Origin of the sequence: Thalassotalea sp. SU-HH00458, from assembly GCF_040362795.1 — a bacterium.
GTDB lineage: Bacteria > Pseudomonadota > Gammaproteobacteria > Enterobacterales > Alteromonadaceae > Thalassotalea_H > Thalassotalea_H castellviae.
Genome location: NZ_BAABWW010000003.1, coordinates 223,415 through 244,070, shown reverse-complemented (window position 1 = coordinate 244,070; position 20,656 = coordinate 223,415). Strand labels below are relative to the sequence as shown.

Here is a 20,656-nt window from a genome sequence, read left to right as displayed (position 1 = left end):
TTCCTTATTAAAAAGTGCTATGATTATCTTAGCAGTTTTCCAATCACTTAATTTAAGTATAAATAAGCAAATGAAACTCAACGTAAAAAAGAGCATAACATTATCTTCACTATTATTTTGTTCATTTATCACGCATGCAAACTTTGTCGGAGAAATGACACTTGTCACACAAGAAAGTCATGCTGCTATTTTACAGAAAGCGCCAAATGATAGTAATGGGCAAGCAGAAATTAAAAATAAGCCTATTCATGTTCGTCCTGGACACGCACGTGCTCTACGAGCCATTGAACAAGCGAAATATCAAATGGATGATATAAAGATGTTGGTACTTGAAATACAAGAATTGTCTGATAGTACAGGCTTGAAATATTTAGCAGGCAAAGTTAATAAAGCCGATATTGAACAGTACCTTAATAAAATGCAGGTGATTTTAGCTGATGAATTTGACGTTTATCGTAGACATCAAAGCGCCAGAGATCACAACTCATTTCATGTAACTTTAGTTAATCCGTACGAATATCAAGCCTTAGCAGATAAAAAGGCAATTGTTAATCAAAAAATACGCGTACAATTACATGGCTTAGGCCGAGTTAGCCAAGGTGACAATACCGCTTACTTTGTTGTTGCAAGTTCACCGGACGGGCAATTTTTACGTCAAAAATTATTACTTCAAAATAAAGACTTTCATGTCACGCTTGGCTTTAAGTCACAAGATGTGTTTGGCGTGGCTAAAGACAAAACCGCTTTAATTAAATAATCAAAAATTGTGCTAATCATACTGTTTTGTCACGTCAGGCTTTATGCTGATTATGACTGAAGTATTAGTTGCCGAGGAAATATAACCATTTTTGCCTCGAAATTTTCTGAAATACTTTCTAAAATAAAGACGTTAACTTCTAATTATATGGATTCATTGTGAAAATAAAATTATTAATCTGCTTAATCATCTTCACTATTACGGGTTGCGCCAAATCCTCTACTGGTCGTAATCAAATCACCTTATTCTCTAATAGTGAACTAAGCAAAATGGGAATAACTTCATTTGAAGAGTTAAAACAAAAAGAAAAAATTAGTACCGATGTAAAAACTAATCAATATGTTCAATGTGTAGCAAATGCAGTAATAAAACATGTTCCAAAATCTGCTCATAGTGGTGATTGGGAAGTTGTGACTTTCGATTCACCGCAAGTGAATGCTTTTGCCTTACCAGGCGGAAAAATAGGTGTTTACACCGGAATTTTACAAGTAACCGAAAATCAAGATCAATTAGCGGCGATTATAGGTCATGAGGTGGCTCATGTGATTGAACGTCACTCAAATGAACGACTATCTTCTAATCAATTAACACAAATTGGTGCTGCAGCCGGCAGTGCAATATTGACGCAACAAGGCGTTGAAAATAAAGAAACTTGGTTAATGGCAGGAATGGCCATTGCACAGTATGGATTTCTAATGCCTTATAGTCGAATGCATGAAAGTGAAGCTGATATTGTTGGACAAGACTTAATGGCAAGGTCTGGCTTTCAACCCAAAGCAGCTATTGCTTTATGGCAGAATATGGCTAAACAATCTAAGGGGGCGCCGCCAGAGTTTTTATCAACGCATCCGTCAAATCAAACAAGAATTGATGATTTATCTCAACATTTAACGACCGCTAATAAATTATATCAAAGCAAGAGTCGTCCTAGTTGTATAAAACCTTAAATTTATGCTCAAACTAAACTAACGTCTAGAACAACAAAGCCTTAAGTATTACGCTTAAGGCTTTGTTTTTACAGGCAGCTATCTAGGTAATTTGGGCGTGATAAATGATATAAGGCTAAATGACTTACTTTTTCGGTATGGTCTTCATTTTATGCTCAGTTTTATGACTTCTTGGCAGTGTTTCTTTTAAGTCGTTCAGGCTTTTTTTGCGAAGTGGGGTTTTGGCACTTTTTTGAAAAGTACTAAAGTTACCGATTATAAGGACTAAAGCAATAATGATAATGGTTGGGGCAATCCAGCTATCCATGGTAATTGTGTCCGATGTTAGTAATATATTGGTTATATATGACGGTTAATTTCGTTAATATTTTTGCTTTAAGTTGAATGTCACTTGATTGTAGGCATTGATAAAGCTTTTCTTGTGTAAATTGTTTCTGACAATTTTCAGCAATAGGGTAGTAGGATAAATGCCAAGGCTCTGCGGCAATTCCACCTCGGTATTTATCATATGGAAAATAAAAACCAAAACTAGTTGCATGTTGATTCAGCCATTGCGTTAGGGCAAAAAAAGGGCCATTTTTTTGATATTCCCAAGGCTCTAACTGTATTGATTGTTCTGCTGTTAAAGCACTCTTATCGTAAAAATCTACATCTGTGCCCCAATGATGGCGACTAGCACCAGGTAAGGCTGAAAAAGTTAGTATAGCCTCAATGATTTCATCATCACTAAGGCGGTTGAGATCAACAAGTTTGTTATCAATATCTTTAATATCAAGTTGACCAAGGCATTTTTTATTCCAAATCGCCAATTGGCGATCAAATGATCGAAAACCACTGGCGATAGTTAACTCAAACCCTTGTTTTTCAGCAGCAGCGCAGAGCTTTTGCCAAGGTTCGATAACGTGTTGGTGAATGCCTGTATTGGCAGAGAGCCAATGAATATGTTGATCAGATTGTCCTGTTAAACTTTCAATATTCATTTTGCGCAGCTTATGTTAAAACGTGCACTAACGTTTGATAATAAATATCCACCAACGCCTCTAAATCAGCACATTTAACGGATTCATTTACTTGATGGATTGTCGCATTACATGGACCTACTTCAATCACTTCAGCACCTGTTGGTGCAATAAAGCGACCATCTGATGTACCTCCAGAGGTCGATAGTTCGGTTTTACGGGCCGTGACGTTTTCTATTGCAGTACTGACAGCATTAATAAAAATACCAGGTTCTGTTATAAAAGGCTTGCCATTAAATGTCCATTTTATGTCGTAATCAAGATCATGCTTAGTTAATATTTCATTGACTTTATCGACGATTTTTTCAAAGGTTAGCTCTGTGCTAAAACGCAAATTAAATAATGCGGTTAAATGTCCAGGTACCACGTTGGTTGCGCCAGTGCCAGATTCTATATTTGATAATTGAAAACTGGTCTCTGGAAAATAATCATTGCCATGATCCCAATGAGTGCTACTCAATTCAGCTAAAGCAGGCATAGCTTTATGAATAGGGTTAATAACATGTTGAGGGTAAGCGACATGACCTTGTTTACCTCTAATGGTTAACTCTCCTGAAATAGAGCCTCGACGTCCATTTTTAATGATATCGCCAATTTCATGAGTGCTAGAAGGCTCCCCAACGATACAATAGTCAATTTTTTCATGACGCGCTTCTAACGTATCAATAACGCGTGTAGTGCCGTTAATAAAAGGGCCTTCTTCATCACTAGTGATCAAATAGGCAATTGAGCCTTTGTGATCAGGATGTTCCGCGACAAATTTTTCAGTGGCCACTAACATTGCCGCTAAACTACCTTTCATATCTGCTGCACCGCGCCCGTATAACATGCCATCCTTTATCGTGGGTTCAAAGGGCGGTGTATTCCAACTATCAAGATTTCCAGCGGGAACAACATCAGTATGACCGGCAAAGCAAAAAACAGGGGATTCACTGCCTCGTCTTGACCATAAGTTTGTTGTATCTTCAAAGACCATACTTTCGTTAGCAAAACCTGATTTTGCTAACATCTCAGCCATTAATACTTGGCATTGGGCATCAATTGGCGTGACTGATTTTCGGGAAATGAGTGTTTTTGTTAATTCAATTACCGGTGATGTAGATTGACTCATTAGGCAAATAACTCTTGGTATTGTTCTTTTTTAAAGCCGATATGTATAGTGTTATCAAGTGATAATAACGGACGTTTTAGCAAGGTTGGTTGCTCTAACACCGCGTTAAACATCACGTCATCGGTTAAATTTTCTTTTATTTCATCGCTGAGATTTCTAAACGTAGTACTGCGTTTATTGAGTAATATTTGCCAGTCGCTTTTACTGACAAATTCACTGAGTAGCTCATGGCTTAAACCATCAGTTTTAAAATCGTGAAATTGATAAGGTATTGCTTGCTCTTCAAGCCACTTACGGGCCTTTTTGATCGTATCGCAGTTTTTTATTCCGTAGAGAGTTGTCATTGGCTTCTTATATTATTTGGTAATGGTTTTTACGTAATGCGCTTACGGCATCGTTTACTTTGTTCGTTTTGACTAATATATAGTCGGTATCGAATGTTGAAATGGCAAATATGCTGATTTTTTCATTGGCGAGTACGGTAGAAATGCTGGATAAAATACCGGTTAGGTTAAAATCTAATGGACCGACTACTTCAAGCGCTTGCCAGTCTGATTCAACGTCTTCACTGTCAATGTGAATTGAACTAGGTAAAACAATAGAGACTTCATCATATGTTTTACCAATAAAATAGATTGGCGCATCAAACACTTTCGCTGGAATTTTACTATCAACAGCCAAGCTATGGATGGAAAAATTTTCTTTTAATAATTTTAATGTAAGCATAAATTTAAATAACAGATTACTGAATTATTAATGTGTTAGTTACTATACCGTTGTCAAGGAGATAACGCTAGAGAGCCCAGCTGATTTATCTCTTATATTGTTCGATAAGTTGGATGTGTTTAAATTTAAAAATCAAGAAAAACGATCAAATAAGAGCACTTAACAGTAAATTTGCTAAATCTCGTTATTTATTTAGCTTAAATCTTAAACAAATAGAATAAATGGCTTGATTAATATAAAAAATGATATCCACAAAAGCTGTGGATATCATTGTGAGCAACTGTTGTTTATCTTTTCAGTCTGTTGATTTTTAAAGGTTTTAATGGTCGTTCGTTTTTTGTCTAGTTAATTTGTCAACAAATTTTTAATAAGATCAGGTTAAATAACCACTTTTAAACTAATGTTCGTTAACCTAGTTGAATTTTCTAGTTAACTTAGATTAAACAGCCGATAATCCATGTTTTATCTAACAAATGTATATTATTTGTCACTCACTATTAATGTTGTTGGCTTGTATCGCTGTCAAAGCAATGGTGTAAACAATATCATCAACTAATGCACCGCGTGATAAGTCATTTACTGGTTTTTTCATGCCTTGAAGCATGGGACCAATGCTGACTAAATCGGCTGATCTCTGTACCGCTTTATACGTTGTATTACCGGTATTTAAATCAGGGAAAACAAAAACCGTTGCTTTACCGGCAACAGGGCTATTAGGGGCTTTCTTCTTGGCAACATTTTCCATAATGGCAGCATCATATTGTAATGGACCATCAACAATTATATCTGGCCGACGCTCTTTAACTAAAGCGGTTGCTTTAATCACTTTTTCAACGTCCGCTCCTTTGCCTGAATTGCCGGTACTGTAGCTAATCATCGCAACTTTAGGGTCAATGCCAAAGCTTTTAGCCGAATCAGCAGACTGAATAGCGATATCGGCTAACTGCTCGGCATTTGGTTCTGGGTTAATGGCGCAATCGCCGTAAACCAACACTTGATCTGGTAGCAACATAAAAAAGATCGATGAGACTAAATTGCTATTGGGCGCGGTTTTTATTAGTTGAAGTGCAGGGCGAATTGTATTCGCGGTCGTATTAACGGCGCCGGAGACTAAACCATCGACTTGACCGAGTTGTAACATCATAGTGGCAAGTACAACGTTATCATTGAGCTCTTGTTTAGCTACAACTTCAGTGAGCCCTTTGTGTTTTCTCAGTTCCATTAAAGGCGCCACATAGTTGTCTTTGATTGTATTTGGATCTGTAATTAATAAGCCCGGTGGTAACATGATACCTTGTTGTTCGGCAATCGTGCGAATCGTGTCTTTATTCCCTAATAATTGGCATCGAGCGATATTACGTTCAACACAAATTGCAGCCGCTTTAATTGTTCGTACATCGGTGCCTTCAGGTAGAATAATTAATTTATTCGCACTTTTAGCTAATTCAGTTAATTTGTGGCGAAATGCTGGCGGCGAAAACTTCTCCAGTTCTGTTGCTTGATTTGATAATTCAGTTAACCATTGAGGAGATATATTATCCGCGATATATTGTTTAACTCGGTCTTGGCGCTGACAATCATCTTGTGGAATTTCAGGATTAAAATTCATTAAGTAACGAGATGTTTGCCACGTATCCCATGGTACAGAAAGTACGGGAAGGCCGGTTAGAAAAGCTTGTTTACATAATTGCATCACCTGTTCGTTAGGTTGATAACCATTCGTCAGTAACAACGCTGCAACTTTCGTCCCATTCATAGCAGAAAGGCAGGTTGCAATGATAATATCTGTTCGATCGCCAGGTGTCACAATAAGGCGACTGGGTTGTAAGTGACTCATCAAATTTTCCGCACTACGAGCACAAAAACTAATACTGCGAACTCTCCGATGATCAATATCACCAGCATTGATCACTTTTGCTTCTAAATAATCGCAAATATCGATAACTCTTGGAGCAATGAGATCCATTTCCCAAGGAATACTGCCGAGTAAGTCAAAGTTTCTTGCATTAAAGATGGCTAAGTTTTGCCAGTCAACACTATTGGTGTCATGTGTAAATTCGTGCTCTCTTGGTAAAAGGCCAAATTCGTCTTTATCAGGAGAGTTAATTTTATTGATAATACAGCCAATGAGTTTCTTATTTTTAATACCGCCAAAGGTTCCTGCACTCATTTCTATGCGATCTTCAAATTCTTCTGGAGAGTCATTATCCGGGGACGCTACTAAAATAATATCTGCAGATAAGGTTTGTGCAACGTCTCTATTAATTCTTCCTGCATATGGTTGGCGTGTCGTTGGGATCAAACCTTCTATTATGGTTAAGTCATAATCTTTACTGAAACGGTCGAAATTCGCCACTAATTGTTCAAGTACCACATCATGATGTCCTTCACCCATTTGTTCCTCAACATAACTTAGAGGTATCGAGCTAGTATTTTGAGACAGGCTCACTACGTGATTTTTATTTTGTAGGATGTTTCTTGAAGGTTGGCTGATTGGTTTAAAGTGCCCAACTTTAATGCCTTTTTGTTGGCATGCATGCATTAAACCTAAAGCTACACTGGTTAAACCAACCCCAAAACCAACGGGAATTAACATGATACGTCGACTCATCTTATTGCTCCTGATTTAATCGTTGATAGGTTTGTTCCGCGATAACCCATTCTTCGTTTGTTGGGATCACCCAACAAGGAGTCGAGTTTCTTTGAGCAATATTGCCTTGTTTGCCAAATCGCATGGTTTCGTTGGCAAGTTTATCTTCATGGAAATTGAGCAGGGCAAGTTGCGATAAAATTAATGAGCGAATGAACATAGAGTTTTCACCAATGCCACCAGTAAAAATTAAACCGTCTAACGAGGTGAAATTACAGGTAAAAGACGCAATACTTTTTGCGATACGATAACTGAATATTTCAAGTGCGAGTGTTGCTTGTACATTGCCATTACTGGCCGCTTCTTCTATTGTCCTACAATCATTGCTTAATTGTGAAACGCCAAGTAAGCCACTTTTTTTATTTAGGATATTATTCACTTCTTCTAGGCTATAGCCGAGTTGCTCCACCAGATGAAAAATTACGCCGGCATCGATGTCGCCACTGCGTGTGCCCATCATGACCCCTTCAAGCGGGGTTAGGCCTAAACTGGTATCAACACTTTTACCCTGTTTAACGGCTGTTACACTACATCCGTTACCCAGGTGTGCGCTAATAATATTGCATTGCTCTATTGGTTTTTTAAGGATGGTGGCGGTTTCTTTACAAACAAAGTAGTGACTTGTGCCATGAAAGCCGTATTTTCTGATGCCATGATCTTGATAAAAATGATAGGGCAAACCATATAAATACGATTTCTTAGGCATAGTTTGATGAAATGCTGTATCAAAAATTGCAACTTGTGGTGTTTGTTTAAATGCTTTTTCGGCTGCCTGTATCCCCTGTAAATTAGCAGGGTTATGTAAAGGGGCGAGCTTTGATAGTTGCTCAATACTGATTTTAACGTCTTCATCAATTAACGTCGGCTGACTGTATTTTTCTCCGCCATGAACAACACGGTGACCAATGGCATAAACGCTTTTTTTCAATTGATGTTCGGTTAAATAGTCCACTAAAAACTTTATTGCTACTTCATGATCAAAAGGATCAGATAAGGCTATGGATATTTTTTTCTCTTGATGTTTGATGGTAATAACCGCTTCTGCTGTTAATAAACACTCAGCAAGGCCTGCAAGGATGATTTGACCATTGACGGGATTCATTAATGAAAACTTTAAAGAAGAACTACCACAGTTAATTACTAATATATTGTTTTGCATCTATTTTAAGGGATTTAAGTAAGGTAATTAGAGTATAGACGCTTTTAATTTATATAAGTTTGACTTACTACAATATTTTTATTTTCTTGGGTTTTATTTAGACTATGTAAAAAGTTTATACTATCTTTTAATTAATAGTTGTTATAGTGTGCGCCTATGAATGTAGTAGAAATTATCAAGTTAGGTCAGAAGTACAAACAGCTTTGGCCAGAAAAAGTTGAATTAGCGAGTTATTTTGAAGAGTACCGAGCTATTCAAGTCAGTCGTTTAGTATGCCGTTATTTACCCGGTGTAGCTTTATTCGTTTTTATCATGCAACTTTATTTAGGTGGTATTCAACAATTACCACAATCAATTGTTTATGCTTTTTTTATTTTAAGTATTCCCGTTCAAGCGTTAGTCATGTTAGGTGTAAAAGCCGATAAATTCTTACCTCCTGCATTAGCAACCTGGTATAAAGAAGGCGTGGCTAAAATTAATCAAAGCGGAGGCAATATTAAGCTTTCTGTGCAAAAACCACGTTATTTCGATTTAGCTAAATTACTCAATGTTAGTTATTCTGGAGCCCACCACAGCTCTTAAATATTCTGTATAAAATTACATTTTTTGAAAAGTTTAAAAGGCGTTTATCTATTGAGATTAACGCTTTTTTTTTGTTGTCAATGATGCAGGGTTAACTGTTCTTTTTGGGTTAAATATAAAAGATACAAGGAAATATAATGCTGCACTGATAGCTGTGCTTAAGACATTTTGTTGCTAAGTGAGTATATTGAAATTAAACAAGCCATTTTCGACTAAGATCACCATAGCGCCATAAGCGAGAAAATAGCGTTTGTAATATTGGGTGAGTATTTTGAGTAATATCGACAGAAAATAATCTACCAAAGAAATAAAAGACTATAGTAAAAACACTATCAAGGAGAAGAAAATTGCCGAAACTGCGCTGTTTTCTATGAAGAGTTTATTGCTTTCCGAGAATCGTTGGATCATTAAATAGCCTAAGTAAAGATAGCGCAGAACTTAACAGTTCTTTTGATATAGGCAAATAAGAAAGTCGGCTTGGCATTGAAAATTGTGTAACTGTGCTAAGTGATGCTTTACCTGTTCACTGGCTTTAAATGCGAAAGGAGTCATCGACAATAAATTTAAAATATCGTCACCTGTTTTTAACTGCATCGAGTAAGATAAAGTTTCTTGATGAACTAAGCTTAATTTTTCAATAGGTTGTCGTTCAACATCATGCTCTTTTGCTTCTTGATATATTTTTTCTTTTAATTCCATTAAATGACGTTGAGCAGGCGTAACCGTTAAAAAATAACCCTGCTTGTTAAGGACACGGGTAAACTCTTGTTCTAAGATAGGTGCGTAAATTGAAATCATCCAATCAAAAAAGTTATCTTCGAAAGGTAATTGCGACAAAGTGCCGACACTAAAATGGCATTGTTGATACTTTTTGGCGGCTTTTTTTACCGCTTCTTTTGCGATATCAATACCATAGACTGTGTTTTCTTCGGTTTTATGTTGGTGAGTGTAATAACCTTCGCCACAGCCTGCATCAAATAGATTCGCCGTTTTTTGTCCATAAGTGTGATAAATATCTAAGAGCTTATTTAGTAAAGGCTGATAATAGCCTTGTTCTAAAAAAGCTCTACGGGCATTAACCATCGCTTTATTATCACCAGGCTCTTTAGAATGTTTAAATTGCACCGGTAATAAATTGACATAGCCTTCTTTGGCGAGATCAAAACAATGATTTTGTGGGCAACGAAAAGTTCTCGCTTTTAACAAAAGCGCTTGATGACAGATAGGGCATTGATATTGCGGGTTTTGCGTCATAATGTTATTTGGGAGAAGTGATCTATTCTCCCTTTGCTCTGTACTTTAGGTTATTTAAATGTCGACCAAATAGGCGCGTGATCTGACGGTTTTTCGATACCACGGAGTTCATAATCTACGTCTGACTCAATACAGGTTGCTGCTAATTTTTCAGTCGCAAGCACCACGTCAATACGTAAACCTCTATTGTCGTCAAAACCACGTGAACGATAATCAAACCATGAATAGCGCTCTTCACGGGTTGGGTGTAATTGTCTAAACGTATCTTTAAAACCCCAGTTCATTAATGTAGCTAACCATTCGCGTTCTTCTGGTTGAAAACTACATTTCCCGGTTTTTAACCAGCGTTTTCTATTCGGTTCGCCAATGCCGATATCTAAATCGATAGGAGAAATATTGATATCTCCCATAACAACCACGTTATCTTCAGGGCTATGGTTTTCGTTTAAATAAGTCATTAAATCTTTATAAAACTGGCGTTTGTATGGGTACTTTGTTTCATGAGCAATGTTATCTCCTTGAGGAAAATAGCCATTAAGCACGGTAACTTTTTCGCCTTGTTCGTTGATGGTATCAACCATGATCATGCGTTTTTGTGCTTCATCATTATCTGTAGGGAAACCGTACTGCACTTTTGTTGGCTCTTTTTTACAAAGCATAGCAACACCATAATGCGCTTTTTGACCATGAAAATATACGTGATAACCCATCGCTTCAACGTCTTCAATGGGGAAAGCGTCGTTATGTACCTTAATTTCTTGTAAACCAATAATATCGGGTTGATGTTTATCGATAATTGCTTGTAATTGATGCAGGCGAGCACGAAGGCCATTTATATTAAAAGAGATGATTTTCATCGAAAAAACCTTTAGAGGTGAACTAAGTGAGAATAATATTTTTGCGATAATACCATGATTGAAAACAGAGAAAAATGAAAATGCGTGATATGCCGAGGTTTAATGAGCGAACACGCATTTAGTAAAGGTAAAAAGCATAAGCCTTAATGATTTAAGCTATTTTATTGATTAATAAAGCGGCTAATTCTTGTTTGCCTTCTGGTGAGATTGCTTCATTATCTTTGGACGAAATAGAAAACACATTTTCTGAACTTTCACCTAATGTACTCATTCTCGCTGAGTGAATGGTAAGTTGCTGATGTTTGAAAACATTACAAATTTTTTCAATAAATAAAGGATCATCAAGAGCATTAATTCTTAATAAGGTTTTATTGGGTTTAGGTGTCGCTAAAAACTCGATCACAGGAGTGTTTTCAAAGTTTTTAACAAACCTTGGGCTGGAAGGTTTTTTAACAACGTCAACGCCTGAAATCACTTCTTCAACACGACTAATAATTTTCTTGATACGAAATGGATCAGCTATAGACTCACCGTTATGATCAAGAATCTTTATTACTTCCAACACTTTATTATCTTTCGTTTTATGAAGTTGAGCTTCTTTGACATTAATTTTTAATAACGACAGTGTATTAAAAATATCAACAAACAGCATACTTCTATCATCGGCGTAGACTAATAAATTGCTGCACTCTAAATTTGAGTCATCTGAAATAGACACGGCTTGTTCAACTGAGTCGCTGTTGAGGATTTGAACCGTAAATTCGACAATTTCATGTAATTGATTTGAACTGAAAAAACTGGAAGGAAGGGTCGTCCACAGTGTTTTAACTTGAGCGTTATCATAGCCTTTTGCGAGTAATTCAGTTAAGGCTTCCGTTTTATTTTCTCGAATTACGGTACGTTGCTCAAAAACATTTTCAATGCCATTTTTTAAGGCACTCCTAAGAGATAAATACAAATCGTTTAACAAGCTTTCTTGCCATTCATTCCAGACTTCATCATTAGTTGCCATTAAATCAGCGACGGTGAAGCAGTATAGGGCATTAAGCTTTGATTCTGTACGAACTTGTTTCGCGACTTTTTTGATCACTTCAGGATCGGCAATATCGAGAGTTTGCGTCGTAGAAACAAGTAGGTCTTGATGCTCAACAATCCAATGGATCAAATCAACTTCCGATTTTTTTAACTCGTGTAATAACGCAAACTCTTTCGCGTGGATAGCACTAACTTCGTTGGTTTCATGAGATTGCTTGCCTGATAAGTCATGGCATAAACCTGCAATGACTAAAATATGCTTATGAGAAGAGGGTTTATAAATACTGTTGATTAAATTTTTATTTTTTTTATTTATTTCAAAACTATCAATACACTGAATAAGCTTAAAGGCGTGTTCATCAACGGTATAAGCATTATGCATATCAAACTGCATTTGCCCTTCAATGGCTTTCCACTGAGGAAAATAAGCGGCTAAAATGCCATAGCGATGCATCAAACTAAATGCTCGTTTTAAGCCGTTTTTATGTTTAATGATTGAAATAAACACTTTTCGACATTCTTGATAGTCTTGTAATTCCCCTAATAATCGCCTGCGTGTTTGACGGATCAGTCTTAAAGTTTCAGGGGCAATATATTTTATCTGGTCATACTCGGCAATTAATTTAAATAATTGTAATACATTGGCTTTATTGAGAAATATCTCGTCAAAATTTGCTTTGATCATATTATTAGCAAGGATAAAACCTTCATCTAAATCAATGGATTTAGAGTCATTTTTATTCACGCTAAACACTTCACGTTTGAATACGCCAATCATCATTTGATTGAGCTCTTGAATACGGGTCATGGCTCTGAAAAGTTGACGCATCATTTTTTCAACGGCAAGTTGAGCGTTGTCGCCATAACCAAATTTCATATATTTGGCGACTTCTAATTGGTAATCAAACAGTAGCTTTTCTTCGGCACGATTAGACACCATATGTAATGCCCAGCGAATACGACAAATAAAATCATATGATTCGATCAATTCGTAATATTCATCAGATTTAAGCACACCAAGGGATTTTAATGATTGTACGTCTGGCACATTATAGTGCTTACGAGCTATCCAAATAATGGTTTGAACATCTCGCATACCGCCCGGATTATTTTTAATATTGGGCTCTAAATATAAAGCCGTATTTTTTGCTTTATCGTGTCTGTCATCTTGTTCTTGAAGTTTATGCTGACAAAACTTTTCGCTATTCCATAAACTATTATTATATAGCACTTCAAGCATATGTTTCGCGTGATTCGGTTGGCCAACTAAGGTTCTGATATCTAATAAATTAGTGGCAATAGTGATATCATTTTTTGCTGCGTGAATATTTTCTTTCAGCGAACGCACCGCATGCCCAATATCAACCCCTAAATCCCATAAACGAGTTAAAAAAGCGGATAAGTTTGCTTCTTGAGTTTTAGCGATGGCTTTGTCGAATAAGATGCAGATATCTATGTCTGATTTGGGGTGGAGGGTTTGTCGGCCATAGCCACCGACGGCGTTTAACGAAAGGTTTTCAATGGTATCAAGTTGATAATGTTTCCATAGTCCAATCAATAAATCATCAAATAAAATGGCCCGCTGATTTTGTAAGGTTTCTATGGAGGTATCAAAGAAACGCTCTTCAAATACTTGTTGTTGCTCTGACAAGTAAGCTTTCATTGCCGTTGAACAAGAAAGGTCGATATTAACAAGTGAGTTCATAAATGTATTTAATACTTTTTTATTTAAATATTGTTTAATCTATTGGATAAATCAACTCAACATCTAATTCCTCGTAACACAGCTATTCATGCGTGAAATTAAGCTGATGAAATAAATTGCGAATTGATGCTCGATGCAGATATTTATCTATAAAAACAACTCAATAGTATCAACTCTAAGCATTTTTCTCAATAGAGATTGATTATATGGTAGTTAAGCAGAGAATAACTCAAGGGGATTTTTGCGATGCTCAGACTGTCTTGTATTAAAAGCAACAGTTTTTCACGGCTTAATATATACTTTTTTAATTACCACGATTACACGAATTCTAACAAAAGAATAAATATAACAGCTAAACGGCCATTTAAAAATTGTTTAGAGTTCTAGTGAATTTATATAGTGATAAATATTTTCTATGAATAACACTTGTGATGAATAACAAGTGCTTTAACCGATTGAGAATTTTCGGACTGTGCCAACAAGTGAGTAAATTGACTTGAATAAAAAAGAATGAAAAGAATAAAAGAATGAAAAGAAAGAGTTTAATCTTTCTTTTCAGAGCTCATGTGCATAGGTTCTATTTCTAGCACTGGAGAAGCATCAAGCTCGCTAGCATCCATCATAGAAGCGATTCTTTGCATGGAAGAAAGTAAAAGCGATTGCTCCCAATTTTCTAAGCTACAGAATTTTTGAATAAAATGTTCTTGTAAGGGCTGCGGAGCATCAATTAATGAGTTTCGACCATCATCCGTTAAAAATAAACTCACACGGCGTTTATCTTCAGAACTACGTACTCTTTCAATTAAACCTCTGTTTTCCAAGCGATCTAATATATTGGTTACGGTTGCAGCACTTAAGTTAATTTGTTTGGCTATTTGACTTGCTGTTACGCCTTTAACTCGTGCAATTTCTTGCATGATCAGCAACTGCGGACCTGTGAGTCCTGATAATTTATTTAATTGTTTTGAATGCAAGTCAATCGCGCGAATAACCTTACGGATTGAGATCAGCAATTCTTCATATTTTTCCATTGCAAACGTTTTCTGTCGTTATTTTTCGTAAGAGTACCATAAAAGTGTTCAAGATGAATTAACGTGCGTGAATGTAGAAATAAAAAAACAACAAATTGTAAACAAAAAATAGTGAGCCAAAACTCACTATTGATTATTGATATGATCTGTTCAAACTAAGCAAATACTTGCACGCTATCATCTATGATTCGCGTTTGATAAGGAGTAACGGCGAGGTTTTCATTATCTAAACATTTACCTGTCTGTAAAGAAAAGCGTTCTTTATAAAGTGGTGAGGCGACAAATAACTCGCCATTATAATCGCCAACTATACCACGGTATAAAACATTTGCTTTACCCGCTGGATCCCAGTTATTGATTGTTTGAACTTGATCATCAGCTGTTTGAAAAATAGCAATTTGCTGGTCATTCTCAAGTAGGGCACAAATACCTGAATGTTTAACTAAGTCATTTTTATGGCAAATGGTTTGCCAGTTTTTATTCGCTGTCATGATTACTCCTCCAATCCTAATAGTAAAGTTAAGCGGGTTCTGTTTGTTGAGTTGAAACGCTTTCTAACGTTACGGTGTCAATTAATAAGCCTGATGCGGCTTTTTCTTCCAAAGTAGCTGGACGAATTTGTTCACGTTCGGTGATAAATTGGATACTTGAATCGGTTTTATCTGAGTTAACAAATTGGCGGAAACGTTTTAATTGCTCAGGGCTTTCAATGGTGGTTTTCCATTCACATTGATAAGTAGCAACAACGGCTTCCATTTGTTTTTCTAGTTCATCGTTAACGCCTAAATGATCATCAATCACGACTTTTTGCATATACTCAAGACCACCTTCAAGGCTTTCTAACCAAACAGAAGTACGTTGTAAGCGATCCGCCATGCGAACATAAAACATTAAGTAACGGTCAATATATTTAACTAAGGTTTCATCGTCTAAATCTGTAGCAAATAAATCACCATGTCTTGGCTTCATACCACCGTTACCACTGACGTATAAATTCCAACCATTTTCTGTTGCAATAACACCAATATCTTTACTTTGGGCTTCAGCACACTCACGAGTACAACCTGATACAGCAAATTTTATTTTATGAGGTGAACGTAAACCTTTGTAACGGTTTTCTAATCGTATCGCCATTGACATACTGTCTTGTACGCCATAACGACACCATGTGCTTCCAACACATGATTTTACTGTCCGTAGCGATTTACCATAGGCATGGCCTGTTTCCATTCCCGCCGCAATCAAGCGCTCCCAAATAGCAGGTAATTGATCAATGCGAGCACCGAATAAATCGATACGTTGACCACCGGTTACTTTGGTATATAGGTTATATTCTTTGGCAACTTCACCAATAACAATAAGTTTATCTGGTGTTACTTCACCGCCTGGCATACGCGGTACAACTGAATAAGTACCGTCTTTTTGCATGTTGCCTAAGTAAGTATCGTTAGTGTCTTGAAGCGGTAAATGATCGTCTTGCAAAATATAATCATTCCAGATTGACGCTAATATTGAGCCGACGGCCGGTTTACATATTTCACAACCGACGCCACAGCCGTGTTTTTCAATTAAGGTATCAAAGTTTCTAATTTTTTCCGCTTTGATGATATGAAACAGCTCAGTACGGCTATAAGCAAAGTGATTACAAATATCAGTGCTGACTTCAACACCACGTTTGGCGAGTTCGCTGTCAGTAACATTTTTTAGTAAGGCGGTACAACCACCACAGCCAGTACTGGCTTTCGTTGATGATTTTACATCGCCAACATCAACCGCGCCGCAATCAATTGCTGCGATAATGTCGCCTTTCGTTACGTTTAAACATGAACAAATAGTTGCAGAGTCGGGGAGGGAGTCAACACCTAGGGTTGGCTTTTCACCACCACTACTTGGTAAAATTAAAGCATCTGGATTGTCAGGTAATTCAATGCCATTTAACGCGTATTGCAATAAAGCATCGTATTCACTCGTGTCACCAACTAAAACAGCTCCTAATAATGTTTTACCGTCTTGGCTAACCACCATCTTTTTGTAAACACCGTCGCGATCATTTTGATAAGTAAAGCATTGTGCGCCTTGTGTTTTTGCGTGAGCATCACCGATAGAGCCAACTTCTACGCCCATCAATTTTAATTTGGTACTCATGTCAGCGCCAGTAAAGCTTTCTTCACCGCCTTGAATATGACTAGCGGCCACCTTAGCCATGGTGTAACCAGGTGCAACAAGACCAAAAATAAAGTTATTCCATAAAGCACATTCGCCAATGGCATAAATGTCTTGGTCTGATGTTTGACATTGATTGTTAACAACAATACCGCCGCGTTCGCCAATCTCTATATCAAATTCACGCGCTAAGTTATCGTATGGACGAATCCCTGCAGAGAATAAAATTAAATCGGTTTCTAAATGGCTGCCGTCCGCAAACTCCATGCGGTGTACAGCAGATTCGCCATCTACAATTTGTTTTGTCGCTTTTTCGGTGTGAACAGTTACGCCAAGATCTTCAATTTTCTTTTTAAGCAGGGCACTTCCAGACTGGTCAAGCTGAATGCCCATCAATTGAGGGGCAAATTCAACAACGTGTGTTTCTAAGCCTAATTCTTTAAGCGCGTTAGCCGCCTCTAAGCCTAATAAACCACCACCAACTACAACACCTATTTTACCTTGATTCGCTGAAGCTTGAATGTCATCTAAATCGTCAATAGTACGATAAACTAAACAGTGTTCGCGCTCTTTACCAGGAATAGGAGGAACAAATGGGAATGAGCCAGTTGCTAAAATAAGCTTGTCATATGAAAAGCTATGACCTTGTTCAGTAGTAACGGTTTTATCTATTTTATTGATATCAGTTACTTTTGCATCTAAATGAAACTCAACGCCTAATTCTTGATAATTTTCAGGTGTTGTTAACGCTAAATCGTCAGCTGTTTTTCCTGAGAAGTATTCAGATAAATGTACGCGGTCGTAAGCGAGTCTAGACTCTGCGGAAAGCACCGTTATATGATAGCTGTCGTCTTGGGATAGTTGTTCGACAAAATGATGGCCAACCATACCATTACCGACGACAACAACATTTTGTTTCTTTTTAGAAAATGTTTTCGATTGAGTCTGTGCGTTTGAACTCATAATATACTTCCTACGGCTTTTATTAACGTTATATGCAAAACAAGAGAGATGTATTACACATTAACTTTATGTTTTTATTTAACAGAGCAAAGGCAATGCCAGTTAATAAAAACCTTATTATATAAAGGGTTATGAATTTTAGGCGTGAGTTTTAGTGCATTATTGCACTAGCTTGAACGCAATTCGCACTATTGATGTGCAAGTATGAGAACGTGAGATATGATTAAACTCCTTATGTCATAAAAAGAAAGTAACTAGTAAAAAATCGACGATTAAAATAAAAATTGAGGGATAAAAGTTTGCAAATACAAAGTCATAGCCATGTTGTTTCAAGTGTTTTGAAATGGTTGAAAGAAGATGAACCCGTTTGGTTATGTACCATTACCAGTACTTGGGGCTCTTCGCCGACACCTGCTGGTACGTTAATGGCGTATTGTAAAAAATATGGTGTTGCTGGCACGTTATCTGGCGGTTGTATTGAAGAAGATTTACTGGAGAAAATGCAACAAGGTACTTTGCTTACAGATAAAAATCATCAGCAATATCCTATTGAAATGATCTATGGCGGCTCTCAAGAAGAACAGGCAAGGTTTGTATTGCCTTGTGGTGGCCAACTTCATGTGTTGGTTGAACATTTGCACGCCAGTTCAGTAACGCTTGAACATTTTTCAAAACTTGATTACTTTTTGAATAAGCGTGAAATTATTGGTAGAAAGGTCAATGTTTATTCGGGAGAAATGACGCTTTTAGAGAGCAATATTCAAAGAGGTATTAATCGCTTTGATCCAGAGAATAAAGAGGGCGTTTATGTAGAACATGTAATGGGTCCTGCATACCAAATGTTGCTGATTGGCGCGAGTGAAGTTGCTCGTTGTGTGGCTGAGTTAGCACAATCATTAGATTTTAGCGTGTCAGTGTGGGACCACCGTGAAGAGTTTATTCGTAACTGGCAAGTTCAAAATGTTGCAGTATATAATGACTCTCCAGAGAAACTTATTAATGAGAAGTTTAGCGATGAAAACAATGCCATTATTGCGCTTGCTCACGACCCTCGTGTAGATGACTTTGCGCTGGTAGACGCTTTATCGACGAAAGCATTTTATATTGGTGCAATCGGTTCAAAAAATACCTGTACAAAACGCCGAGAAAGATTGGTTAATTATGTTGAAGAACCTGAGTTACTCAACAAAATGCATTCACCTGTAGGCATTGATATTGGCAGTAAAACGCCGTTTGAAATTGCTATCTCTGTACTGGCACATGTTATCCAAGAAAGGCGTTATTTAGAACAGTCGTTACGAAAATAATGTGCGGATGGTTTAGTAAACCGACAGATATGGGGGGCAAAGTTGTCCCCCTTTGCTTAGACTCTGCTAGTTCTGGTACATCGTCTCTTGTTGTGTACGAACTACAACTGTCCTGCCAATAAAGTCATGAAGTGCTCTGCGTTTATCGTTAAACAACATTGTGACAAACTCTGAGATAGCCCAAACCATTGCAAGAACACCAAAGACTATTACTCCATAAGTAATAAACGAAGATAAAGTACCTGAAACTTCCAGGGATGACGCAATAGCAACAATAAAAAATATAGATAATATATTGATAACAAGGTTAACTGACTCTCTTCTCAGAGCTTGTTTGAGATCTATATCTAGTTCATCAGAGTGATTTAGTACTTTTACGCCTAATGCCATTTTACCGAAAGTTTGACCACCACAAAGGCCATGCATAAACATTGAATAAAGTGCTAATTGTAGACCGTTAAAAGCCTGCAATAGTTTATCTTGTTGGTTATATTCAAATCCAAATAATAAACTCTCAACATACAAAATGACCATAAAAATTAAGCCATCAACGAAAGCGGCCCAAAACCTCGGCCAGAAAGTAGAATATTTACTCACTTCAATTTTTTCCACTTCCTGATTTTTACTTACAGGCAAATGATTAGGATCATTTAAAAGTTTTATTACTGTTTCATATCTTTCAGGGTATGCATCCTTATCGATGTGCTTTTCAGCATCTAGTAATTCATCGTAAGTAAATTCAGAAAAGTTTAGTTGATAATCCATTAGCTAGAGTTTCTCCATTAGTGCATAATGCCCAAATAAAGGGCTGATAGCAGTCCCGCTTAATTGTTATAAGTTCATGCGCTCAACTGCGTTTTTATAATAATATCCCTCTTCAGGTTCATTATCATATGCGATATCCATGATCATTTGTAACATTAAAATAGTACCTGTTTTAATTTCACTCTCGTCGATCTCCTGACCGTCGTAATCTGGGTTTATTGGTAATTCAAAGTTTATTACCCACCAAACACCAATTTTATGTGTTACTTCTAATAGTGATTCATAAGCACTTTGATCAATATTACGATCAGACTCTGAAATATATAACGGTAATTCATGGGCTATATCATTTCTTAGCTTACGTGCTTTTTTAAATCCCTCTATGTCTTTATCATCAATAGCCCCGTTAGACTTAAACCACAGCAATGTAGCGTCTAAAGGTGATTTAGCTAAAGATCTCACTTCTTTTTTATATTCATCTTCATTGATTTTTTTTTCCATAATGCCATCAGAGAAGAAAGTTTTTGGTTTTTCAATAATGCTTTTTTTACAAACTTCGTAGGCAGATAAATACAGAGAGGCGGTTATTAAATTTCGCTTCAATATTTTAGGGTGCAATAATTTT

At 36.8% G+C, this 20,656-nt stretch carries 18 protein-coding genes; 4 read left to right on the top strand and 14 right to left on the bottom strand.

The window, feature by feature from the left end:
• Nucleotides 1-154 precede the first annotated feature (154 nt).
• On the top strand, nucleotides 155-757 hold the full coding sequence (locus ABXH06_RS06340) for a hypothetical protein (protein ID WP_311576013.1): 603 nt from the start codon (nucleotides 155-157) through the stop codon (nucleotides 755-757).
• A gap of 158 nt (nucleotides 758-915) precedes the next feature.
• Complete coding sequence (locus tag ABXH06_RS06335) at nucleotides 916-1,704, top strand: M48 family metallopeptidase (RefSeq protein WP_353517650.1); 789 nt, start codon at nucleotides 916-918, stop codon at nucleotides 1,702-1,704.
• Between the two features lie 299 nt (nucleotides 1,705-2,003).
• Here the strand turns inward: ABXH06_RS06335 and ABXH06_RS06330 are convergent, their stop codons facing one another.
• The 6 genes from ABXH06_RS06330 to ABXH06_RS06305 all read right to left on the bottom strand — a co-directional run bounded on the left by ABXH06_RS06330 (nucleotide 2,004) and on the right by ABXH06_RS06305 (nucleotide 8,369).
• Nucleotides 2,004-2,684 carry a M15 family metallopeptidase gene (locus ABXH06_RS06330; protein ID WP_353517649.1) on the bottom strand — a complete coding sequence of 227 codons (681 nt, stop codon included), beginning with the start codon at nucleotides 2,682-2,684 and terminating at the stop codon, nucleotides 2,004-2,006.
• Between the two features lie 10 nt (nucleotides 2,685-2,694).
• Nucleotides 2,695-3,834 (bottom strand): succinyl-diaminopimelate desuccinylase, encoded by a 1,140-nt coding sequence (dapE, locus tag ABXH06_RS06325; RefSeq protein WP_311576006.1) that lies wholly within the window; start codon nucleotides 3,832-3,834, stop codon nucleotides 2,695-2,697.
• The gene (locus ABXH06_RS06320; RefSeq protein ID WP_311576003.1) at nucleotides 3,834-4,178 is read right to left on the bottom strand and encodes an ArsC family reductase; all 345 of its coding nucleotides are present in this window, start codon (nucleotides 4,176-4,178) and stop codon (nucleotides 3,834-3,836) included. Before ABXH06_RS06320 ends, dapE begins: the two co-directional genes overlap by 1 nt.
• A 7-nt stretch (nucleotides 4,179-4,185) precedes the next feature.
• Nucleotides 4,186-4,560, bottom strand: coding sequence for an ACT domain-containing protein (locus ABXH06_RS06315; RefSeq protein WP_311576000.1), 375 nt, complete (start codon nucleotides 4,558-4,560; stop codon nucleotides 4,186-4,188).
• A 487-nt stretch (nucleotides 4,561-5,047) separates the two neighbouring features.
• On the bottom strand, nucleotides 5,048-7,171 hold the full coding sequence (gene pta / locus ABXH06_RS06310; RefSeq protein WP_311575997.1) for a phosphate acetyltransferase: 2,124 nt from the start codon (nucleotides 7,169-7,171) through the stop codon (nucleotides 5,048-5,050).
• Between the two features lies 1 nt (nucleotide 7,172).
• Nucleotides 7,173-8,369, bottom strand: a complete 1,197-nt coding sequence (locus ABXH06_RS06305) for an acetate kinase (protein WP_353517648.1) — start codon at nucleotides 8,367-8,369, stop codon at nucleotides 7,173-7,175.
• A gap of 156 nt (nucleotides 8,370-8,525) precedes the next feature.
• On the opposite strand from ABXH06_RS06305, the gene yfbV reads away from it, so the two are divergent.
• Nucleotides 8,526-8,951, top strand: coding sequence for a terminus macrodomain insulation protein YfbV (gene yfbV / locus ABXH06_RS06300; RefSeq protein WP_353517647.1), 426 nt, complete (start codon nucleotides 8,526-8,528; stop codon nucleotides 8,949-8,951).
• 438 nt (nucleotides 8,952-9,389) lie between these two features.
• Here yfbV and rlmA read toward each other — a convergent pair whose 3' ends face one another.
• The 6 genes from rlmA to nirB all read right to left on the bottom strand — a co-directional run bounded on the left by rlmA (nucleotide 9,390) and on the right by nirB (nucleotide 17,959).
• A complete protein-coding gene (gene rlmA / locus ABXH06_RS06295) occupies nucleotides 9,390-10,205 on the bottom strand; it encodes a 23S rRNA (guanine(745)-N(1))-methyltransferase (RefSeq protein ID WP_353517646.1) in 816 nt (271 codons plus the stop codon).
• 50 nt (nucleotides 10,206-10,255) lie between these two features.
• A complete protein-coding gene (gene xthA / locus ABXH06_RS06290) occupies nucleotides 10,256-11,062 on the bottom strand; it encodes an exodeoxyribonuclease III (RefSeq protein ID WP_353517645.1) in 807 nt (268 codons plus the stop codon).
• 151 nt (nucleotides 11,063-11,213) lie between these two features.
• Nucleotides 11,214-13,802: a [protein-PII] uridylyltransferase gene (gene glnD / locus ABXH06_RS06285; protein ID WP_353517644.1), complete on the bottom strand. Its 2,589-nt coding sequence runs from the start codon at nucleotides 13,800-13,802 to the stop codon at nucleotides 11,214-11,216.
• A gap of 542 nt (nucleotides 13,803-14,344) precedes the next feature.
• Entirely contained in the window at nucleotides 14,345-14,833 is a 489-nt protein-coding gene (locus ABXH06_RS06280) for a MarR family winged helix-turn-helix transcriptional regulator (protein WP_311575978.1), read from the bottom strand.
• 155 nt (nucleotides 14,834-14,988) lie between these two features.
• Nucleotides 14,989-15,324 carry a nitrite reductase small subunit NirD gene (nirD, locus tag ABXH06_RS06275; RefSeq protein WP_311575975.1) on the bottom strand — a complete coding sequence of 112 codons (336 nt, stop codon included), beginning with the start codon at nucleotides 15,322-15,324 and terminating at the stop codon, nucleotides 14,989-14,991.
• A gap of 28 nt (nucleotides 15,325-15,352) precedes the next feature.
• Nucleotides 15,353-17,959: a nitrite reductase large subunit NirB gene (gene nirB, locus ABXH06_RS06270; protein ID WP_353517643.1), complete on the bottom strand. Its 2,607-nt coding sequence runs from the start codon at nucleotides 17,957-17,959 to the stop codon at nucleotides 15,353-15,355.
• Between the two features lie 299 nt (nucleotides 17,960-18,258).
• Between nirB and ABXH06_RS06265 the strand changes: the two genes are divergently transcribed.
• Complete coding sequence (locus tag ABXH06_RS06265; RefSeq protein ID WP_353517642.1) at nucleotides 18,259-19,266, top strand: XdhC family protein; 1,008 nt, start codon at nucleotides 18,259-18,261, stop codon at nucleotides 19,264-19,266.
• A 66-nt stretch (nucleotides 19,267-19,332) separates the two neighbouring features.
• Here ABXH06_RS06265 and ABXH06_RS06260 read toward each other — a convergent pair whose 3' ends face one another.
• Nucleotides 19,333-20,031, bottom strand: coding sequence for an RDD family protein (locus ABXH06_RS06260; RefSeq protein ID WP_353517641.1), 699 nt, complete (start codon nucleotides 20,029-20,031; stop codon nucleotides 19,333-19,335).
• 66 nt (nucleotides 20,032-20,097) lie between these two features.
• The gene (locus ABXH06_RS06255) at nucleotides 20,098-20,649 is read right to left on the bottom strand and encodes a hypothetical protein (RefSeq protein ID WP_353517640.1); all 552 of its coding nucleotides are present in this window, start codon (nucleotides 20,647-20,649) and stop codon (nucleotides 20,098-20,100) included.
• Nucleotides 20,650-20,656: the final 7 nt, after the last annotated feature.

Bases quoted from the DNA above. Each gene is read 5' to 3' on its own strand.
- ABXH06_RS06260 (WP_353517641.1), bottom strand. From the start codon at position 20,031: ATGGATTATCAACTAAACTTTTCTGAATTTACTTACGATGAATTACTA.
- dapE (WP_311576006.1), bottom strand. From the start codon at position 3,834: ATGAGTCAATCTACATCACCGGTAATTGAATTAACAAAAACACTCATT.
- rlmA (WP_353517646.1), bottom strand. From the start codon at position 10,205: ATGACGCAAAACCCGCAATATCAATGCCCTATCTGTCATCAAGCGCTT.
- ABXH06_RS06280 (WP_311575978.1), bottom strand. From the start codon at position 14,833: ATGGAAAAATATGAAGAATTGCTGATCTCAATCCGTAAGGTTATTCGC.
- nirD (WP_311575975.1), bottom strand. From the start codon at position 15,324: ATGACAGCGAATAAAAACTGGCAAACCATTTGCCATAAAAATGACTTA.
- ABXH06_RS06305 (WP_353517648.1), bottom strand. From the start codon at position 8,369: ATGCAAAACAATATATTAGTAATTAACTGTGGTAGTTCTTCTTTAAAG.
- yfbV (WP_353517647.1), top strand. From the start codon at position 8,526: ATGAATGTAGTAGAAATTATCAAGTTAGGTCAGAAGTACAAACAGCTT.
- nirB (WP_353517643.1), bottom strand. From the start codon at position 17,959: ATGAGTTCAAACGCACAGACTCAATCGAAAACATTTTCTAAAAAGAAA.
- ABXH06_RS06330 (WP_353517649.1), bottom strand. From the start codon at position 2,684: ATGAATATTGAAAGTTTAACAGGACAATCTGATCAACATATTCATTGG.
- xthA (WP_353517645.1), bottom strand. From the start codon at position 11,062: ATGAAAATCATCTCTTTTAATATAAATGGCCTTCGTGCTCGCCTGCAT.
- ABXH06_RS06320 (WP_311576003.1), bottom strand. From the start codon at position 4,178: ATGACAACTCTCTACGGAATAAAAAACTGCGATACGATCAAAAAGGCC.
- pta (WP_311575997.1), bottom strand. From the start codon at position 7,171: ATGAGTCGACGTATCATGTTAATTCCCGTTGGTTTTGGGGTTGGTTTA.
- ABXH06_RS06315 (WP_311576000.1), bottom strand. From the start codon at position 4,560: ATGCTTACATTAAAATTATTAAAAGAAAATTTTTCCATCCATAGCTTG.
- ABXH06_RS06340 (WP_311576013.1), top strand. From the start codon at position 155: ATGACACTTGTCACACAAGAAAGTCATGCTGCTATTTTACAGAAAGCG.
- glnD (WP_353517644.1), bottom strand. From the start codon at position 13,802: ATGAACTCACTTGTTAATATCGACCTTTCTTGTTCAACGGCAATGAAA.